Genomic DNA, 18,853 nt, shown 5'->3' with positions numbered 1-18,853 from the left:
ATGAGGCGCTGCACGGGCCGACCCGACCCGAAGACCGGGTCGGCCCCCGGTCACGCGACGCGACCGCTGGTGAGTTCGAGAACCTGGTCGACGATTTCCGCCGGTACGGCGTTGAGGACCCGGCTGATCGTGCGCTCGGAGATGCCGGTGATTTCCTTCAGCGCGGTCTGGGTGGCGTTCCGGTTTTCCGCCCGGGCGGCCAGGATGAGCGCCACCGTTTCCGGTCGGACCTTGTCCACCTCGGGCAGGTTGGCCGGCAACTGAGCCGGAACCGACGCGAGAGTTTTCCGGGACACCGACCGCCCGATTTCCGGCTGCCGAGCCGAGCCCGTTTCCGCCTTCTCCTGTGCCCTGGCGAGGGCCCGGCGGGTGCGCTCCAGCTCGTTGACGAGCCCCTCGCGGGCCTCGGTGATCGCCTGGCTCTCCTGCTCGGCGCGAGCCCGCGCGACCGCCTGACTCTCCGCGAAGCGGTGCGCCTGGTCGAGCTGCGCCCGCAGCGCCCGCACCGTCTCGTCCAGCTCGGCGGCTCGGTCCTGGGCGGCTTGGCTGGTGTAGCGGGCCTCCGCCAGGGCCTGCTGGAAGTCGCGTTCGGCCTGCTCAGCGGCCTCGGTGAGCACCCGCACCTGCTCGGTGGTGGCCTGCTCGGTCAGGGCCCGAGCGGTCGCGGCGCGGTCTGCGGTGTCGCGGGCCTCGGCCAGCCGGCCCTCAGCCACCCGCGCGGCCTCGATCGCGGCGGCGGCCCGCTGCTCGGCCACCCGCACGGCCTCACGAGCCTCAGCGGCGGCCCGCTCGTGCTCGGCGATTTCCGCCTCCGAGGCGGCCTGCATTTCCGCCCGCGTTTCCGCCTCCGAGCGCGCCCGCGTTTCCGCATCGGCCGCCCGGGTTTCCGCCTCGGCACGAGCGGCGGTTTCCGCCTCGGCCCGCGCCGTTTCCGCCCGCGCCTTCGCCTCGGCTTCCGCCTGCGCCCGGCGCGCGGCAGCCGTTTCCGCCTGCGCGGTCCGAAGCTCTTCCGCCCGTCGCGCCGCCTCTTCCGCCGCCGCGATTTCCTTTCCGGTACGCCCGGTGAGGATCTTCACGCGGACGACCACGATCGGCGCGATGCACGCGACCGCCACCACCAGACCCCACGGTGTCTCTTCGCCCTCGGTGATGAAGACCGGCAGGAGGTGCACTGCGATCTGGCAGAAGATCATCAGCAGCATGCCGACGACCATGTCCTTCCACCGGCGACGGTGGAACGCGGTGATGACGTACACGTCGAGCATCACCGGGAACATCCAGGCGATCCACTTCGAGAAGTGAGCCAGCACCGCCAGGTCGAACTCACCCTTGGCCGTGAGAATCACCGCGGCGGCCATGGCGATCCACGGCCCCACCGTCGACGCGTCGCGCAGCTTCTCTCTCATCGAGCTGCCCCCATCGCCGGCTCGGCGCACTCCAGGCACTCGCCCCGAGAGCGCGGGATGTAGTAAGGCCGCACGACCAGGCAGGTCGGGCAGGTACGGCGGGCGGCCAGCGCCTTGCCGATCGCGGCGAGCTGCGCCGTCGTGGCCGTGCGCTTCGCCGCCGCCTGGTCGACCTTGTAGAGGTAGGCCACGCGCTCGCCGCCCACGCCGCGCCACATCACCTGCGCCGCGACCGGCTGGCCGCCCGGACGCAGACCCTGCGCCCGCAACTGGCGCGCCGTGGCGTAGCCGGCCGGCGCACCCCGCCACCAGTAGGTGGGGATGCCGTACCGGGTGCCCTCCGGGTCGTAGAACGCGGCACGGATCCGGCTCACCGCGACACCTCCCACTCGTAGGAAGCCGTCACGGCCAAGCCCCCGGCCAGCATGAGCAGCGTCGACGTGGCCGCCGAGATGGTCAGCCGCCCCAGGTCGTCGACGTCGCCCGCCTGCTCGAACATCGCCGACCGGGCCACCTTGATGCCCGCGACGATGTCGGTCAGCGGCAGCCCTTCCGCCGCGAACTTGCCGAACCAGGCGTCGAGAATCTGCACCGCCGTCGCGTAGGCCGCGCACACGCCCTTGGCCCAGGCGTGCCCGGACGGGTCGCTGTGCTCGGTGCGGTCCGCCTCCCGCAGGGCCGTCTCGCCCCGCGCGGCCCAATCGGCGCGCACCTGCTCCGGCGAGAGCACCTCACGACCGTTGAGGATCAGGCGGCCGGTGTACGACACCACCGTGCCGCGCCGGTCACTGCTGACGCTCGACCGGCCGGTCGCGCGGATGCTGACACCCGCCAGCGTCGGAATCCGAAGGGTCGGCATCAGCTCTCACCGCCGACCGCGCGGCGGGCCCGGACCTGCGCGAGCAGCTCCTTGCCCAGGGGGTTGAGGTCGGCCTCGTCGACGTCCACGGCCAGGCCGTGACGGCGCTCGTCGAGCCACCGCCCCAGCCGGCCGCCACCCACCACCGCGCCGACCAGGCCGACCGCGACCGCCGGGGAGTAGAGCAGGACCTGCGGCACCTGCTCGGCGTGCTCGGCCAGCAGCCGGCCCGCGAGCACCGCCAGCGGGACTCCCGCGACCGCCGCACCGGCAGCGGCCGTCAGCGTCCGCGACGGCTTCGGCCGGTCCGCGAGCCGGCGGGACTCACGCTCGTCGTTGATCGCCTGGCGCAGCTCGCCGGCGAACCAGCCCGGCAGGGCCGCGACCGACGCCGCCCGGTGCTCCAGCTCGGCATCCGACGCCTTACGCAGGCTGGTCCGGTAGCTGGCCAGCGCGGTGGCCAGGTCCAGAGCCTTGGTCGGGGCTGTCATGCCACACCCCCCAGCACGCGGGCGGTCTCGGTCATCTCCCGCAGCCGCACCCCCGGCCGCGTCTCCACCACCGGCAGGTCCAGCACCCGGCCGTACTCGGCGACTTGGTCGCCACCGTTGGCCTTGGCCTCGTACAGCGCCAGGTCAGCCGCACGCAGCACCCGCGACGGCTCGTCACCGACCATCGCCGACACCGCGCCGACACTGGCCCGCACGACCAGCTCCCGCCCGCCCGGCAGCACCACCGGCGCGGCCAGGGCCCGGACCACCTCGCCGCCGAGCATCCCCGCGATCGGCACCGGCGACGGGCTGACCAACACGATCTCGTCACCACCGAGCCGCGCGACCACCGCACCGTCGACCTCGTCGATCGTGGCCGACAGCCGGGCCGCGACCTCGACCAGCACCGCGTCACCCGCGTCGTGTCCGAACGTGTCGTTGACCTGCTTGAACCCGTCCAGGTCCACGATCGCCACGTCGTAGGGCTCCCTGGCCAGATCGGCCATCGCCGTCGCCAGCCCGGCACGGTTCGCCAGCCCCGTCAGCGGGTCAGTGAACGCCATCCGGCGGGCCTCAGCCAGCCGGGACCGGTCCGCCCGCACCGTCCGCACCGCCCACACGTGCCCCGCCACCGACAGCACCGCAGCAGCCGGGAGCAACATCGTTCGCGCCTTCACCGGGCCACCTCCGAGCCGGTCGCGGTCGCCCACGCCTGCACGACATTCCGAGGAATCCGGCCGCGCTCACGCACGGTGTAGCCGTTGGTCTTCGCCCACTGGCGAATCGCCGCGCGGTGCATGGCGGCCTCCGCGCCGGTGCCCAACTTCTGCCGCACCTTGGCCAGCTCGGCGGTCAGCGCGGCTTCCTTCTCCGCCAGCTCGCGGGTCCGGGTCTCGGCCTCGCGCTCGGCCTCCAGCCGCCCGGTCAGCTCCTCCATCAGGCCGCTGATCTTCTCGGCGAGCTGGCGGGTCCGCGCGGTGTCGCTGCGCTGAGCCAAGGTCAGCAACTGCTCCATCGTTCGCTCTGGTCGGCGGGCCGGCGTCTGCTCGGCCGCGATCGGGGCGGCGCCGGGGCCGGTGATGACCCTGATGCCCATCGGCATCTGCTGAGTCGGGAAGGTCGGCGTGCCGTTGGTCGGCGCGATCGTCGGGGCGCTCATGCCGGCATCACCACCCCGACCGAGAGCAGGCCACGCAGCGCCCGCAGCGCCTTGTACTGGATGCCCTTGAGCGCCTCGGGGGTCTTGCCCATCACCACGGCGATCTCGTCGATCGACAGCTCCCGCAGGTAGCGCAGCACGATGTACTGCCGCTGCGGCGCGCTGAGCTTGTTGACGCCCGCGATCAGCTCGGCGTTGACCAGCCGGTCCACCGCCGTCTTCGCCGGATCGGCCATCGGGCTGCCCTCGGCCCGGTCGCGGATCTCCGCCACCGGCACCTCGGCGCTCTGCCAGGGCGACTCGCCCGTCAGGCGTCGAGCGATCGTCGTGAGCCAGGCGGTGATGTCGCCGTCCGGACGGAGCGCGCCGATGTTGCGCAGCGCCCGCACGAACGTCTCCGAGGTCAGGTCCTCGGCCGCCTGGCGGTCACGCACCTGGCCCGACACGAACCGGAACACCTGGTCGACGTGCCGGTCGTAGATCAGACCGAACGCCTCCGCGTCACCGGCCTGAGCCCGTGCTACCAGCGCAGACACCTCGCTGGACATCGATTCGGGGCGAGGCTGTACCGGACGTATCCGGGCAGCACGTACCCTCATAGCTGGCATCTCGTCCTCCTAGGGGTGGGTGCCATCCGGGCTCGGTGGGAGGGCAATCCCGCCGAGCCCTCTTGTTCTATGCAGGCGCATTCCAAGGTCTAGACCATCGTCATTGACCAGACAATGCGCGTGGTGTTGATGGTGCTACTCGGCACCAAAGGACGTCAAGGGGTAACGGCAACATTGACTAGACATTGTTCGGTTGCATGAGCGAGACTCGGAACGTGGACAACTTCAGGGCCACCCCATTGCCGGCCTACCAGCGGATCGCTGCGGCGCTCCGCGACAGGATCACGTCGGGAGAGCTCGCTGGAGGCGAGCGGCTCCCGACGGAGCAAGAGCTGACCGAGGAGTGGGGCGTAGCTCGGCAGACCGTCCGCAACGGGATCGCCGTCCTGGTCTCGGAAGGGCTCGTGGTGGCAAGGCGCCCGCTCGGGCACTTCGTCCGTCAGCGCGAGACCATGCTGTACCGACCTCAGAGCGAGTCACGAGACCAGCCGGCAAGCCCGGAGATGGACCGCTTCTGCCAACAGATCACCGAAGAGGGGCGGAAGCCGAGTCAGACGATCGACGTGTCCCTCATCCAGGCGCCGCCGGACATCGCTCAGCGCCTACAGGTCGACCCGGGCACGGTAGTGGTGGCTCGCCGGCGAGTGCGCTACATCAACGGCGAGCCGGTCAACATCAACGACTCACACTTCCCGATCCACCTGGTGCAAGACTCTGAGATCATGTCGCCCGCTGACGTCGTCAGGGGCACCAACCAGGCCCTTGCCGACCTGGGTTACCCGCAAGATCGCGCCATCGATGAGATCTTTACGCGGATGCCTACCCCTGAGCAGATCCGCCGCTTGGGCTTGGGACCGGGCACACCAGTGGCGGTCCACTACGTGACTGGCTACATCGCTGACGGCACACCCGTACGGTGCACGGTCAACGTGCTGCCGAGTGATCAACATGTCATCGTGTTCGAGCGCAAGTTCGAGCGGACCTGGAGCGACCTTGACCCTGACCATTCGGCCCGCTGAGGACGATCACGAGTTCGAGATCGCAATGGCGCTGCTCACGCAGCGAATCCAGTGGCTACGCGAACGCGGGTCAGACCAGTGGGTCACGTGGGAACGGTGGCGAACGAAGTTAGGCCCTTCACTCGCGGCTGGCGACATCTGGATCTTGTGGGACGGCGACGAGGCCATCGGCACGATCACCGTGGAGATGACCGGCGACTCGGATTTCTGGACTCCCGACGAGCTGGCCGAGCCAGCCGTCTACGTCTCGAAGCTGGCAGTGCGACTCGATCGCGCTGGCCAGGAACTCGGCACCCTGCTGTTGGCCTGGGCCAGCGACTACGCATGGCAGCACGGCTGTCGCTACGTCCGGCTGGACGCCTGGAAAACCAACGAGGGCCTACACGCCTACTACCTCTCGCGCGGATGGACGTACCTGCGCACGTCCGCTGACCCGAATCGACGGTCCGGGGCTCTGTTTCAGCGCTCAGCGGGCCCAATGCGCCAGCAGCCGATGGAACTACGAACGGCGACTTCGCGGCACGGGTAAGCGCTGCCCGGGCGCGGGGCCGGCTCTCGTCCGGTCGGTCCGCGCCCGGGATCGCTGCGTCCAGGTTGGTGCTCACCGTTCTGGCACGGCGGGCCTCAGCTCTCGATGCCGGCGGAACCGAACAGGTCGAGCTGCTCGCCGGGGTCGGCTGGCCGGCACGCTGCCCAAACGGCGCCTCCGGCGCGACCGCAGGCGTCGACGGCGTCGTTCCAGCCGATTCCCCGGAATCCGCCCGGGTGGTCGCGCCAGGCGATGACGGCCTGCTGGCAGCGGCGGATTAGGTCATCGGTGACTCGGCCGCTGTCGAGCACGTTGCCGAGGTCGGTCCAGGTCAGTCGCAGTGGCTGGTGGAGGTTGCCGTCGCTGATCTCGATGCGTGTCCGGTCGAGCCGGAGCATCCGGCCGGCGGGCAGTGTCTGCCCCTCGTACTCCGGGGCGAGTCGTCGGGCGTCTCGGGTGCGCCAGTAGGTCAGCGGGTGGATGGCGTGACTGCGGGCGATGGCTCCGACGGCCCAGGCCAGCAGTGGGCGGCGGGTGGTCGGGGTGGCGGTGGCGAGGATGGTGCGGGCGTCGGTCCGGTGACTGTTGGTCATGGTGGTCTCCCCGTCGTTGCTGGTCGGTTGGCGTCCCCGTGCCCGGGCCGGTGGCGGCCCGGGCACGGGGGACGGTCAGCCGAGGTCCTGGTCGACGTCGACGACGTCGGGCAGGCGGGTCCAGCCGGTGGGGGTCCAGATCTGCCAGTGCTGGCCGGGGCCGGCGGGGGAGTCGCGGTGCAGGGCGCGGGCTACCGCGCGGTGCCAGGTGGGGTCGGTGGTCAGCGGTGCGTTGGCGCTGGCGTAGGTGGTCGGGTACGGAGCCCCGGTGGGCTGGCCGTCGCCGTCGCGGATGTGCTGCATGAGTCGGATCGGGGTGCGGGTGGCGGCTAGCCGCTCGGCGACGGCTGCCGCGGTGATGTGCTCGCGGACCAGCTCGGCCAGCACGTCGGCGACGGTGGCGGGCTCGCCGGTGAACAGCCGGCACTGCTGGGCGTACTCGTCGAGTTCCCTGCCTCCGAGGGAGTTCGTCTGGTAGGTGGCGCTGCGGTGCGGGTGGCGCGGGTGGGTGGTGATCCAGCCGACGAAGCGGGCACCGAGGTACAGCCGGTGCTGCTCCGCATGGCCGGGGCCGGGCTGGGTGGGGCCGTCGACGCGGAGCTGGGTGTGCGGCACGGTCAGTCCGGTGTGCGGCAGGGTCACCGGCTCGCTGGTCGCCGCGATCACCGTGGCGTTGATCCAGGCCACGCGGACCGGGTTGGAGCGCGTGCAGGTGCGGCAGTCGATTGGCGCGGTGACGGCGGCACCGACCGTGACGGTGTCGCCTCGGGTGCTGGCCCCGCACGAGCCGGCGACGTAGCGGGGCTCGCCGGCCGGGCCCGTGATGCTGCTCAGGTTGCCGAGGTGGACGACGCGGCCTCGGCCGATGCGGACCGGTGCGAGCTGGGCGGGCCGGGTGTGGGTGCTGGTCATGGTCTCGATCCCTTCGATGTGCTGACGTGGGGCGGTGGGAGCGCCGGGCCGGCCCACCGAGGGCCGGCCCGGCTGGGTGTCAGCAGTCGTCGGGGTCGTTGCCGTCGTGCTGGTCGGCCGCGCCGTACAGCGAGGTCGAGATCTCGGTGAGCTGGGCGAAGAGGCCGTGGCGGTAGACCACCTGGTTGCGGATCGCCTCGGCCTTCGGCGGCCACTGGCCGACCAGGTAGTCGGCCAGCGCCTGCCGGGACTCGTCGGCGAGGGCCTGCGCCTGGTCGTTGCCGGCCAGGTCGACGGCGGCGGCGAAGATCGCGCCGGCGATGTCGTAGCCGACCCCGGCCGGGTGGTTGCGCACCCGCCGGTTGGCGGCCCGCAGGATGACCGCCGGACCGAACTCGCCGGTCTCGAACGGGCACTCCGGGTGGCACGGGTCGGCGAAGTGCGTGCCGCAGCCAACGCACTCGTCGTTGTGGTTGATCTCCCGGAGCGGGATCGTCGTACGCTGGGTCATGGAACTCCCTTTCGCAGAGGGGTTGTTCTTCCTGGTCCGGCCGGGTGGTGGCTCACCTGGCCGGACCGTTCCTTGCCTCTCTATCGTACAGGAAAAGGTACAGAAAAAGCTCCTTCGGGGGTCTTTTTCTGTACCTTTTTGCCGTACGCTGTGGGGCATGAGCAGCGAATCTGAGACGCGCCGGCCCGAGGTGTCGGCGGGGATGGCGGCGGCCCGGGACCGGGGCGTGCGGCTGGGTCGACCGCCAGCGCCGGTGCCGCCCTCGGCCGCCCGGGCGGCGGAACTACGCGGTAAAGGGCTGTCGCTGGCGGCCATCGCCGAGAGGCTGAACGCCGAGCAGGTGCCGACCCCGTCGGGCAAGGGCAAGTGGGCCAAGAGCAGCGTCAGCTACGTGCTGACCCGATATGACGCGGCGCAAGAGTCGGCGTAGGCCCGAGGTGGGCGGGGTTGCGGGCTTGCCCGCGCGCGGTGCCGAGGGTGGGGTGGGATCTCCTCGTGTCGGCCGATCTCCGATCGACCGGGCCGGCTCCGGGACGGCCAGGCTCGGCGTAGCCGACCGCGAAGCGGCTTGGCCTGGTCGTCCCGGAGACGGTCTGGTAGCCCTCTGGGCGGCCGGCGCGAGGGGATCCCACCCCTGGGTGACCACTCACCCACCTGGCGCCGGCGGTCGCCCCCGGGCATCTCCGAGAGAGGCCCCGCCGGAGGCGTCGTCCTTCCGCCGGTCTACCGGCGGGAACTGACCCGTACCGACGCGCGGGCGCTGCCCCGGTGCGCCCATCGGCGGCGCGGCAACGGGGGTGCGGCGTATGCGCCGGCCGGCTACCTTGATGTGCTCGGAAACGATCATGCGGGGGAATCGTGAGCGAGCCGCACAGCCAGGCCACGCCAGAGCGCGACGTCGACGCGGCGTTGACCGGGTTGCAGGACCAGATTGACGCGATCGTGCGGGTGCTGGGCGATCACCAGCGGGTGTTCGAGGCACTGCGTGCGGCGGGGCTGCTGCCAGATGGTGGTGGCGCGGGCCAGGACCGGTGATGGCTGAGCCTCGTGACACGACGGTCGAGCGGATCGTCGCGTCGGTCGACCGGGTCGATGACCTGGCGAGTCGGGCGGAGTCCCTGGCGGCGCAGGTAGCCGGCCCCGCCCCGGCCCCGCCCGTGGACCAGGCTGTCCGGCAGCGATTGCTCGCCGCCCAGGCCGTCGCCGCCGAGGTCTACCGCCAGCAGCTCGACGACGCGCCAGGGCCATCGCGGTGGCTGACCGCACAGGGCGTGCCAACTGCCGGGCGCTGGACGGTGGGATACGCCCCGGACCGGCCGGCAACGGTCGTCAACGAACTGCGGCGGCGCGGGTTCTCCGACGCCGAGATCGTGGCCAGTGGCCTGGCCGCGACCAGCCGCGGCGGCCAGTTGGTCGACCGGTTCCGCAACCGGGTGATGGTCGGGGTGCGAGACCACCGTGCTGCCGGGGCACCGGTCGTCGGCTGGGTCGGCTATGCCCCGCCCGGTGCGGCGACCGACGCGGCACCGGTGCTGCACAGCCCCACCACGGCGGTCTACCGGCCGGCGGACTGCCTCATCGGCCTGGCGGAGCAGCCCGAGCGGGCCGGCCGTACCGTCGTGGCCCGCACCGCGTTGGAGGCCATCGCCTTGGCCGCCCGCGCCGACGAGCTGGGTGAGGACGCGCCGCTGGTGGTGGCGCCCGCCGGGCCCACGCTGACCGGCTCGCAGGTCGCCGCGCTCACCGCGCACGCCGACACGGCGGCCGGCGTCACCGTCGTCCTCGAAAACGAGCACGACCGGCAGGCCGAACGGGCTTACCAACTGCTCGCCCCTGCCGTGGCCCGCCACCCGAGCAGGCCAGGGCCGCTCGGGTACGCCCACCCCGGTGCCAGCGCCGTCGTGGAGTCCCACCCCCTGGTGGAGGCTGCGGTCACCAGCCGGGTCGCCCGGGCCGCCCGAGGGTTCGTCACGCCGAAGGGGCGGACGGTGGCCGCCGACTCCATCCGCGCCATGCTCGACGGGCAGCCTGCCGAACTCGTCGACCGATGGGCCTCGTACGCCGCTGAACGGCTGGGTGTGCCCGTCATGCCCACGCCACCGGCACCTGCGACCACGACCCCGGACACCGCCGTCGACGCGCCGGCACCGGTGATGCTCAGCGGCGCTGCCGCCACGACTGGTCCTCCGGTGGAGAGCGTCGACGAACTCCTGCCTGTGCCAGCGGCGGACCCCGCACCAGATCCCCCCGTTGCCCGGCACGAGGCGGTCGTCGACGCCGAGCAGCCCGTCCAGCAGGCACCCGAGCAGCCCGTCCAGCAGGCACCTGAGCAGCTACATCTTGACTTCCCGGTCGCGGACGTCGCGGCCCCCAGCCGGGAGGCTGGAAACGACACGGACCCGGCTCCCGCTCGGATCGACGCTGAGAGCGATCCAGACCCGCAGGACGAGCCCGACGCCGGCGGCTCCCTACCGGATGACGTCGCCCTGGTCCTGCCCGACCCGTCACCGGATGAGCCGGAAGAGGTCCCGGAGCCGCTGGCCGGTGCGATCCCGGTGGAGGGCGTCGACGGCTACCACTACACGCGTGGAGACGACACCGTCACGACGGTCTACGGACCCGACAACACGGTGGTGGCCGTCGGGAAGTCGGCCGGCGGCGGCATCACGGCCGGCGAGGTTGATGGCGTTCGTATCACTGGCGCTGCCATCTACGGCACCCGCAGCTTCGCCGAACTCGCGGCCCGCCAGCACCAGGCCGCCAACCTGTCACAGGATCAGCGTGACCGGGTGTGGATCGAGTTCGTGCGTGACCCGACCGCGAAGGCGGGTCACGTCATCGTGGTGCATGGCACGGTCAAGGACGATCCTCTCGACGACCGCGCCACCAAGGACGCCGCCCGGTTCCTGTGGTCCGGCAAGAAGAAGGCGCGGGTCAGCGGCAGGAAGTGGACCGCGCGCACCGTGGACGACAGCCTCGCCCGTCTGCTGAGCGAGTTCGCGCGGCAAGGCAGAGCTGTCCTGGTCCGTCCCCCTGACGCGGGCCGCCCCGAGAGCGAAGCGTCCAGTCCTGCACCAGCCACCACCGAGCGGCAGCCGCAGGACCATCCGGAACCCGACCCGCACTCCTTGAGTGATGAGGACCTGGTTGCGGCCATCCGCAAAGCGGAGGGTCAGGTCGGGTATGGCATCCGCCGCGACGAGACGGCGGCTGACCGGGTCGATGCCTTGCAGAAGGTGCGGCGGGACCGGGTCCTCCGGCGCGTAGAGAACGCGCCAGAGGCCGCCGGCATGACCGACGACGAGCTTGCTGCGGAGAAGCGGTGGCTGACCGGGTCCTTCGCCAGTAGCGCGTTCAGTTTCGGGGACGGCGCGCGGACCGTACGCGCCCGGCGCGACGTTGTTCAGGGTGAGCAGCAGCGCCGAGAGGCGACCGTGCTGCTGGCGGGCCCGCCTGCCCAGAGCCTGGACGACGAAGCCCTCAACACGGTGTTCGGACAGACAAGCGGCCTGTGGGTCCGCATGAAGTCCAGCCACGAGCTGCATGACGTGCTCGAACAGCGCCGTGAGGATCTGCGTACGGAGCTGGCACTGCGCCGGATCCGGCACTACGAGCAACGGCCGGACGTCGCCGGCATGACCCTTGAGGACCTGGCGGCGGAGAGCGCGGAACTCTCCGGCTTCCGGGAGCCCGAGGCCCTCTTCCAGCGCAAAGACGTCAACCAGGCCCGCAAGGCCCGGCTGGCGGTCGTCGACACGGAGATGGACCGCCGGGAAGCAGCCCAGTTTCCCGATGAACTCGCCCGCGCCCAGCTGGAAGGCAGCCGCGCCGCTCGGGCGGTGATGATCGACGGGATGCCGCACGCGTACGGGGAAGTCGAACCGGTGCCTGGCAACGAGTCCCACTTCCAGGCCAAGGTCCGCTACACCACTCGGCTTGGCGAGTTCCCGTCCCGGGCCGCGGCCGTCGCCGCTCTGGTCCGCCACTACGACACGAACCCCGCCACCTACCCTCAGCGGACCTGGGGTGTTCCGCGTGATGTCGCGCTGCCGGTCGCCGTGCGCACTGAGCTGCTGGAGTGGCTGGAGCCTCGGGCGGACAGCAGCCCGGAATGGCGACACCTCGTGGAGATCTTGCGGCTGGTGCCGACCCGGCAGGCGGACCGAAACCCGCTGACCGGTGAGACAATGCAGACGTACCACTACTCGATCGAACAGGGTCTGCTCAGCGAGCTGGCCCGGGTCGGGGAACGGGTGACCGCAGACCTGCGGACGCGGTCGGCCAACCCCGAGCTTCCCAACAAGGACCGAGGGGCCGCCAAACGCCGTATCCCGGCGATGGGGGCCGCCCTGCACAACGTCCTCGGGCTACGTGACCGGCTGTCCGCCGATGGCATCAACACGGATCTGCGGGCGGTGGACCAGAGCCAGGTGGCGGCCCAACTCGCGGCGCTGGCCGGCGTCGACAACGACATTGAGGAAGGTGGCGGTGACAGTCAGCCAGTACAGCGTGATAGCGCGGGAGCACTGGAGCAGGTTCCGGCCCCGGGAACTGGCGGGGTTGCAGGACCCGGAGGCGTTCTTCGCCCGGATGGGCAGCCAGATCCAGCAGGCGGTGATCGACGCGCAGGAGGCGCTGGAGGAGACGCTGGAGCCGGAGACGGACTACCAGGCGCGGGTGGGTCAGCTGAACCAGATCCGGGCCACCGCGGAGCAGCAGGTGATGGCGCAGTTGCTGCCGCCGCCGGAGGACGACCAGGACCCGACGGTGCCGCCGAGCGCGCTCCGCAGCGGCCTGGACGAGATCAGCCGGGACCTGAACAGGATGTAGAGCCGTTCCGGCCCGATCCGGCTGACGTCCCGCGTGGTCCGCTGGCACGCGCGGCGGCGAACCTGGCAGCCATCAAGGTCCTGCACCGGTTGGAGCAGACACGCACGGGTGCCACCCACGACGATAAGCGGATCCTGGCCCGCTGGTCGGGCTGGGGATCGGTGCCCGTGGTGTTCCTCGAACAGCCGGACGAGAAGAACCCTGTCTATGGTCAGGGCGGGCAACGCGAGGGCCGATACGCCCAGGACCTGCGACGGTGGGAGGAATACTCACCCGTCCGCGACGAGCTGCGGGAACTGCTGGATCCGTTCGCGTGGGCCGCCGCTTCCCGCGCGGTCCTGTCGGCCCACTACACCCCGCAGGCCCTGGCCCAGGCCATGTGGGATGGCCTGGGCGCCTTCGGCTTCGACGGCGGTGAGGTCCTGGAGGCCGGCTGCGGGTCGGGAACGTTCTTCGGCACGGCCCCGGCCGGCGGCACGCTGCGGTTGACCGGCGTCGAGCTGGACCCGGTCACGGCCCGGATCGCCCAGTTCATCTACCCCGACGCGAACGTGCTGGTCGAGTCCTTCGCCGACACCGACGCCCCGGCTGGTGCCTTCGACGTGGCGATCGGGAACGTGCCGTTCGCGCAGGTGCCCTTCACCGAACGCCGGTACGGCGCGACGGGCCACAGCCTGCACAACGGGTTCCTCATCAAGGAACTGGCCCTGGTCCGGCCGGGTGGCCTGGTCATGGCCGTCACGTCCCGCTGGACGCTCGACGCCGAGGACACCGCCGCGCGCCGCCAGATGGCCCGCTACGGCGACCTGGTGGCCGCGTACCGGCTGCCTGCCGGGGTCTTCACCGACACGGGCACCAGCGTCGTCGTCGACGTCCTGGTCCTGCGACGCCGCGCCGAGGGGCAGGACCCTGCCGACCTGGCCTGGCTGGACGCGCCCAGCCGTGAGCTCAACGGCAGCACCCACAGCATCAACGCCTACTTCACCGCCCACCCGGAGCACGTCCTGGGCGAGCTGACCGCGGCGTCCGGCCCGTACGGGCCGGCGGTGACCGTCAAGGGCGACCCCGTGCGAGCCGTCGACGACCTGCGGGCCGCGTTGCGGCAGGCAGCCGAGCGGGCCACGGCCGACGGGCGCGGCTACGAGCCGCACCCTGACGGCCCCGACCGTAAGCCGCTGCACCTACAGACGGCTCGGGACAAGCACGCCAACGACTACACCGGTCGCCTCTACCTCGACGAGGACGGCCGGATCTGGCAGCACATCAACGGCAACGATCCTGTCGAAGCGGTCCCCTCCGACGGCAACACCGGGCAGTTGCTCGCGCTGATGCGGCTGCGTGACGTCGCCGCCGAGCTGAAGGAGCTGGACCGCACCGGAGACGAAGCTGACCGCGCGCAGCAGCTCCGGGCCCGGCTGCGGGAGCTGCACGCGGCCTACACCACGGCGCATGGTTCCCTGTCCCGCCCCCGGCAGACCCGCCTGTCGGCCGGGGCGGAGGTGCGCGAGCGCGCCAGAGCCGAGGGCCGGGAGGTCCGCGAGGACGAACGCACCCTGACCGCGTGGGGATGGTTCCGGGAGGACCCCGACGCCGCCACGGTGCTCGCGTTGGAGTCCTGGGACCGCAAGCACGACGTGCCGGTCCTGTCCGAAGTCCTCGCCCGGCGGCCGGGCGCCCGCAGCGGCCGGCTGGAACACACCGACGATCCGAAGACAGCCCTGACCGCCGTCATGGGCGCCACCGGCCAGGTCGACCTGGCCCGGATCGCCGAACTGCTCGGCACCACCCCCGACGAGGCTCGGCGTCGTCTGGGCACCGAGGTGTTCGACAATCCCGTCACCGGCCGTCTGGAACACGCCGGCAGCTACCTGTCCGGGGCGGTCCGCCTCAAGCTGGACGAGGCCCGCACCGCCGCCGCCAGGGACCCCGCCTACGCGGTGAACGTGGCGGCGCTGGAGACGGTGCAGCCCCGCGAGAAGCGCATCGGCCAGTTCACCCCGCAGCTCGGGGCGCACTGGATTCCCGCCCCGCTGGTGCAGGGTTTCCTGCGCCAGTACCTGGGTGATCCCACGCTGCGGGTCGACCACAACGAGCGGTACGGCTGGTCGCTGTACGCGGGCAAGGTGCCCGACGCCATCAACGCGCTCAAGGGCACCGAACGCCGCTCGGCCGTGCACATCGCACGCGCAATCCTCGGCCGCGGTTCCCTGGTCGTCGAAAACGCCCTGGCCGTGGGCGACAAGGTCGTCCACGAGGTAGACGAAGACGCCAGCCGCGCGGCCCGGCAGAAGGCCGACGCGATGCGCTCGGCGTTCGAGGAGTACCTGACCGCCGACAGCACCCGGGTCAAGGCCCTCACCGACGCCTACAACCGCGTGATGAACGGGCACGTCGTACGCAACTACGACGGCCTGGCCCCCACCCTCGCCGGCTTCACCGACCAACGCACACCACACCATCACCAGCTGTCGGGCGCCGCCCGGATGCAGTTCGAGCGGGGCGTGATCCTCGCCCACGAGGTCGGACTCGGCAAGACCACCACCATGATCATGGGCACCCAGGCGCTCACCGCATCCGGGCAGATCCACAAGCCCTTCGCGGTGGTGCAGCGCCACCTCGCGAAGCAGTGGCTCGACGAAGCCCAGTTCCTCTACCCCAACGCCGACATCCGCCTGATCACCAGCGACCTGCTCTCCGGCGACGACCGCCGCCGCACCCTGGAGTGGCTGCGCTCCAACACCCCAGACCTCACGATCTTCACCGAGGGCGCGTTCACGTCGGTGAAGATGAGCCCCGAGTACCAGGAGTGGTACGAGTTCCAAGAGGTCGACAGCCTGCGCGAGCAGATCCTGCGCGAGCGCGGCGTCCCCGAGAACGGTCTCGCCGTGATGAAGCTCGAACAGCGGCTGGCCACCCTGGAAGCCCGGCTCCGGCGCAACGCTGCCCCGATGCGTACCCCCGGCGAGCTGTACTGGGAAGACCTCGGCTTCGACTACGCCACCATCGACGAACTCCACCGGTTCAAGGGGGTGGGTTTCCGGTCGAAGGAAGCCGGCGGCGACACCGCGAAGATCCGCGCGGTCGACCTGCACCAGAAGCTCACCTGGATGCACCAACGCGCGGACCAGGAAGGTGGGCGGCCGACCGTCACCGGCGGCACCGGCACCCCCCTCACCAACTCGATCGCCGAGCAGTACACGATGCTCGCGCTCATCTCGCCCTGGGTGCTGCGCGCGTACGGGGTCGCCGGCCCGGACCTGTGGGCAGACACCTTCGGCCAGAAGGTCCAACGCGTCGAGATGGCCCCGGACGGATCCGGGCTGAAGGTCGTCGAGCGGTTCTCCCGCTTCATCAGCAAGAGCGCGATGAAGACCATGTGGGGGCTGACCACCGACACCAAGACCGCCGACGACGTCGGCATCACACGTCCCACCGTGTCAGCCGGCGGCCCCCAGCTGCACCTCATCGACCCCAACCCCGACCAGCAGGCCCGACTGAAGACGCTCGTCGCCCGCGGCGCGGCCATCCACGCCGGCGCGGTGACCCGCATCGAGGACAACATGCTGGCCGTGGCCAACGCGGGCCGCGCCATCGCCTGCGACGCGCGCCTGCTGGACCCGGCCGCGCCGCCCGGCGGGAAACTCGCCGCCGTCGCCGACTGGTTCGCCGACCGGTACCACGCCAACAAGGACCGCGTCTACGCGGTCTCCACCAGCGACCCCACCCCCCACCCGGTCCCCGGTGCTCTACTGATCGGCTTCCTGAACCAGGGCACCCCTCGGGGCCACAACCAGGGCAACTTCAACGCGTACGGCGAGCTGCGGGACCTGTGCGTGGCACGTGATGTTCCCGCCGACAAGATCGCCTTCGTCCAGGACCACAACCACAACCCCGAACAGCTCGCCGAGCTGTTCCGCAAGTGCCGCGAAGGTGAAGTCGCCATCATCCTGGCCAGCACCGACACCATGGGCACCGGCGCCAACATCCAGAACCGGGCGCTGGCCCTGGCGCACATCGACCTTGACTGGACACCGGCGGGCATCGAGCAGCGCAACGGCCGGCTCGTCCGCTACGGCAACCAGAACACCGAGGTGGAGATCGGCATCTTCGCCCTGCGGGGCAGCATGGACTCCTGGCAAGCCGGACTGCTCGCCTCCAAGGCCGAGGGACTGCGCGACGTCCAACGTCCCGAAGTCGGCGACGACACCGGCGACACCGTCCAGGAGATCGGTGACACCGACTGGGACTACGCCACCATGCAGGCCGAGATCGGCGGCAACCCGTACATGGGGCAGCTTCTGAAGGCACGCCTGCACCTCGCCGGCCTGGAATCCGACCGCCGTAACCAGGCCGCCGACCGGCTCCGGCAAACCGAACTGCTCGCTGAGAAGCAAGCCGAACTAACCGCCACCCGCGCCGCGATCGACCGACGCGAGGAGGTCATGCCATCGATCACGCCCGTACGTGGTGACGACTTCACCATCAAGATCGGAGACACCACGTACGGGCAGCGCAAGGACGCGGGCCCGGTCCTGCGGCGCGCGGTCACCGCCACCCTCATGCAGCACCAGACACCCGGCACCGGCGCCTGGCGCACGCTCGGCCGATTCGGCGGAATACCGATCGCCGCCCGACCGGAGATGACCGACGACGGGCAGCTCCAGGTCCAGGTCGGCTTCCCCGACCTACGCCACAGCGACGCCACCTACACCGTCAACGACCTCACCGGCGACAAGATCGGCGGCACCATGCTGCTGAGACTCGCCACCGCGCTGGAAAAGGCCCCAGACCACCAATCACTCGACCGCCAGCGGCTACCCGAACTGGAAACCGAGATCACCCTGCTCACGCAACAGCAGGAAGCCGCGGACTTCACCGACCGCATCGAACACGCCCGCCAACGCGCCAACCTCCTCGACGACGTGGTCGCCACCATCGCCGAACGCGACACCGTCCCCGAGCTCAACGACGGTGACCTCGACCCCGAGAAGTACCCCACCGCCGAAGTACGGCAGCAGGTGATCGCCCGACGCGTCACCGAACGCCAACCGCTGCAAGCCAAGGTTGACCAGGCGATACAGAACCTGAACGACTTCGACCGCGACCACCCCGCGTCCGACAGCGCGCCACCGGACGACTCCAGCACGGCGGAGCCGAGCAGCGACATCACCGAAGCCACCCCACAGCCACCCGCTCCGGCCGGTCACGCCGCTGACGGCACACGACCCGACTGGATGACCCCCGCCCGCCATTCGCAGCTCGTCAAAGCCATCACCGACTACGCGCCCCGGCACACCGCCGCCAACACCAACGGCGTCCTCAACTCGCCCGCCCGCTACGTGGCCGAGGTCCACGCCCCCGGAGGCGCGACCCGCGAAGAGTGGAACTGGATCGCCGACTACATCCGCCAGCACCCACAGGTACGCGAGGGCAAGCCCCTCACCGACGACGAACTCGCCGCCCGCGACCGCGCCGCCTCCACCGCACTGTCCCAGCGCGCGATGCAGGCCCTCCAAGCCGGCGACCACGCCACCACGTTCGCCATCATCGACCAAGCCGAACCGCTCTACGGCCACATCGAACCCTGGGACAAGTACCGCACCGCCATCCAGGAAGACATCGCGCGCCAGCAGACCGGTACGCCCGCCGACCCGCAACCCACGCCTGCACCCCGCTCGGCTGCCGCCGAAAACGCGGCCATCGTCGCCCAGGCGTTCCGCCCCGTCAGCCCGAGCCCAGCGCCACCGCCATCAGCGGCAACCACCGCTGCACCAGCTACGGTTCGCGGCGCCCACCCCACCCGACCGGAGCACGACAACGCCCGCTAGCGCGCTCCAGCCCAGAGCAGGTGCTGCCGCGCCGCTTCCGGTCCTCGCGCCGTGGCCGGCGCTGCGGTCCGGGTCGGCTTGCCACTGGTCTGGACTCTGGCCATGTCC

General features: G+C 71.1%; 15 protein-coding genes. 5 read left to right on the top strand and 10 right to left on the bottom strand.

Features of this window, described 5'->3' with window-relative positions; translation table 11 throughout:
• Window positions 1–50: 50 nt before the first annotated feature.
• Genes AB0D32_RS26980 through AB0D32_RS26950 form a run of 7 tightly spaced genes read right to left on the bottom strand, consistent with a single transcriptional unit; the run spans window position 51 to window position 4,451 of the window.
• On the bottom strand, window positions 51–1,406 hold the full coding sequence (locus tag AB0D32_RS26980; RefSeq protein WP_357095959.1) for a hypothetical protein: 1,356 nt from the start codon (window positions 1,404–1,406) through the stop codon (window positions 51–53).
• Window positions 1,403–1,780 carry an RRQRL motif-containing zinc-binding protein gene (locus AB0D32_RS26975; protein ID WP_350823604.1) on the bottom strand — a complete coding sequence of 126 codons (378 nt, stop codon included), beginning with the start codon at window positions 1,778–1,780 and terminating at the stop codon, window positions 1,403–1,405. The genes AB0D32_RS26980 and AB0D32_RS26975 overlap by 4 nt, the downstream gene beginning before the upstream one ends.
• On the bottom strand, window positions 1,777–2,265 hold the full coding sequence (locus AB0D32_RS26970; RefSeq protein ID WP_350823606.1) for a hypothetical protein: 489 nt from the start codon (window positions 2,263–2,265) through the stop codon (window positions 1,777–1,779). Before AB0D32_RS26970 ends, AB0D32_RS26975 begins: the two co-directional genes overlap by 4 nt.
• Window positions 2,265–2,756, bottom strand: coding sequence for a hypothetical protein (locus AB0D32_RS26965; protein WP_357095954.1), 492 nt, complete (start codon window positions 2,754–2,756; stop codon window positions 2,265–2,267). Before AB0D32_RS26965 ends, AB0D32_RS26970 begins: the two co-directional genes overlap by 1 nt.
• On the bottom strand, window positions 2,753–3,433 hold the full coding sequence (locus tag AB0D32_RS26960) for a GGDEF domain-containing protein (RefSeq protein WP_357095952.1): 681 nt from the start codon (window positions 3,431–3,433) through the stop codon (window positions 2,753–2,755). Before AB0D32_RS26960 ends, AB0D32_RS26965 begins: the two co-directional genes overlap by 4 nt.
• The gene (locus AB0D32_RS26955; protein ID WP_357095950.1) at window positions 3,430–3,915 is read right to left on the bottom strand and encodes a histone-like nucleoid-structuring protein Lsr2; all 486 of its coding nucleotides are present in this window, start codon (window positions 3,913–3,915) and stop codon (window positions 3,430–3,432) included. The genes AB0D32_RS26960 and AB0D32_RS26955 overlap by 4 nt, the downstream gene beginning before the upstream one ends.
• Complete coding sequence (locus AB0D32_RS26950; protein ID WP_350823613.1) at window positions 3,912–4,451, bottom strand: sigma-70 family RNA polymerase sigma factor; 540 nt, start codon at window positions 4,449–4,451, stop codon at window positions 3,912–3,914. Before AB0D32_RS26950 ends, AB0D32_RS26955 begins: the two co-directional genes overlap by 4 nt.
• A gap of 287 nt (window positions 4,452–4,738) precedes the next feature.
• On the opposite strand from AB0D32_RS26950, the gene AB0D32_RS26945 reads away from it, so the two are divergent.
• Together AB0D32_RS26945 and AB0D32_RS26940 are read left to right on the top strand one after the other, a co-directional pair.
• The gene (locus tag AB0D32_RS26945) at window positions 4,739–5,542 is read left to right on the top strand and encodes a GntR family transcriptional regulator (protein WP_350823615.1); all 804 of its coding nucleotides are present in this window, start codon (window positions 4,739–4,741) and stop codon (window positions 5,540–5,542) included.
• Window positions 5,517–6,071 carry a GNAT family N-acetyltransferase gene (locus AB0D32_RS26940; protein WP_350823617.1) on the top strand — a complete coding sequence of 185 codons (555 nt, stop codon included), beginning with the start codon at window positions 5,517–5,519 and terminating at the stop codon, window positions 6,069–6,071. Before AB0D32_RS26945 ends, AB0D32_RS26940 begins: the two co-directional genes overlap by 26 nt.
• A gap of 95 nt (window positions 6,072–6,166) precedes the next feature.
• Here the strand turns inward: AB0D32_RS26940 and AB0D32_RS26935 are convergent, their stop codons facing one another.
• From AB0D32_RS26935 to AB0D32_RS26925, 3 genes are all read right to left on the bottom strand, one after another.
• The gene (locus tag AB0D32_RS26935) at window positions 6,167–6,664 is read right to left on the bottom strand and encodes a hypothetical protein (protein WP_357095945.1); all 498 of its coding nucleotides are present in this window, start codon (window positions 6,662–6,664) and stop codon (window positions 6,167–6,169) included.
• 75 nt (window positions 6,665–6,739) lie between these two features.
• Window positions 6,740–7,576, bottom strand: coding sequence for a hypothetical protein (locus tag AB0D32_RS26930; RefSeq protein WP_357095942.1), 837 nt, complete (start codon window positions 7,574–7,576; stop codon window positions 6,740–6,742).
• A 79-nt stretch (window positions 7,577–7,655) separates the two neighbouring features.
• Entirely contained in the window at window positions 7,656–8,087 is a 432-nt protein-coding gene (locus tag AB0D32_RS26925) for a hypothetical protein (RefSeq protein ID WP_350823623.1), read from the bottom strand.
• A gap of 157 nt (window positions 8,088–8,244) precedes the next feature.
• Here AB0D32_RS26925 and AB0D32_RS26920 point away from each other — a divergent pair, with 157 nt between their 5' ends.
• From AB0D32_RS26920 to AB0D32_RS26910, 3 genes are all read left to right on the top strand, one after another.
• The gene (locus AB0D32_RS26920; RefSeq protein ID WP_357095938.1) at window positions 8,245–8,517 is read left to right on the top strand and encodes a recombinase family protein; all 273 of its coding nucleotides are present in this window, start codon (window positions 8,245–8,247) and stop codon (window positions 8,515–8,517) included.
• A 428-nt stretch (window positions 8,518–8,945) separates the two neighbouring features.
• Window positions 8,946–9,122 (top strand): hypothetical protein, encoded by a 177-nt coding sequence (locus AB0D32_RS26915; RefSeq protein ID WP_165942569.1) that lies wholly within the window; start codon window positions 8,946–8,948, stop codon window positions 9,120–9,122.
• Window positions 9,122–18,745 carry a helicase-related protein gene (locus AB0D32_RS26910; protein ID WP_357095934.1) on the top strand — a complete coding sequence of 3,208 codons (9,624 nt, stop codon included), beginning with the start codon at window positions 9,122–9,124 and terminating at the stop codon, window positions 18,743–18,745. The genes AB0D32_RS26915 and AB0D32_RS26910 overlap by 1 nt, the downstream gene beginning before the upstream one ends.
• Window positions 18,746–18,853: the final 108 nt, after the last annotated feature.

Source organism: Micromonospora sp. NPDC048170, from assembly GCF_040652795.1.
Taxonomy (GTDB): Bacteria; Actinomycetota; Actinomycetes; order Mycobacteriales; family Micromonosporaceae; genus Micromonospora.
The sequence above is the reverse complement of the archived record's forward strand: the minus strand, read 5'-3'. Positions and strand labels throughout refer to the sequence as shown.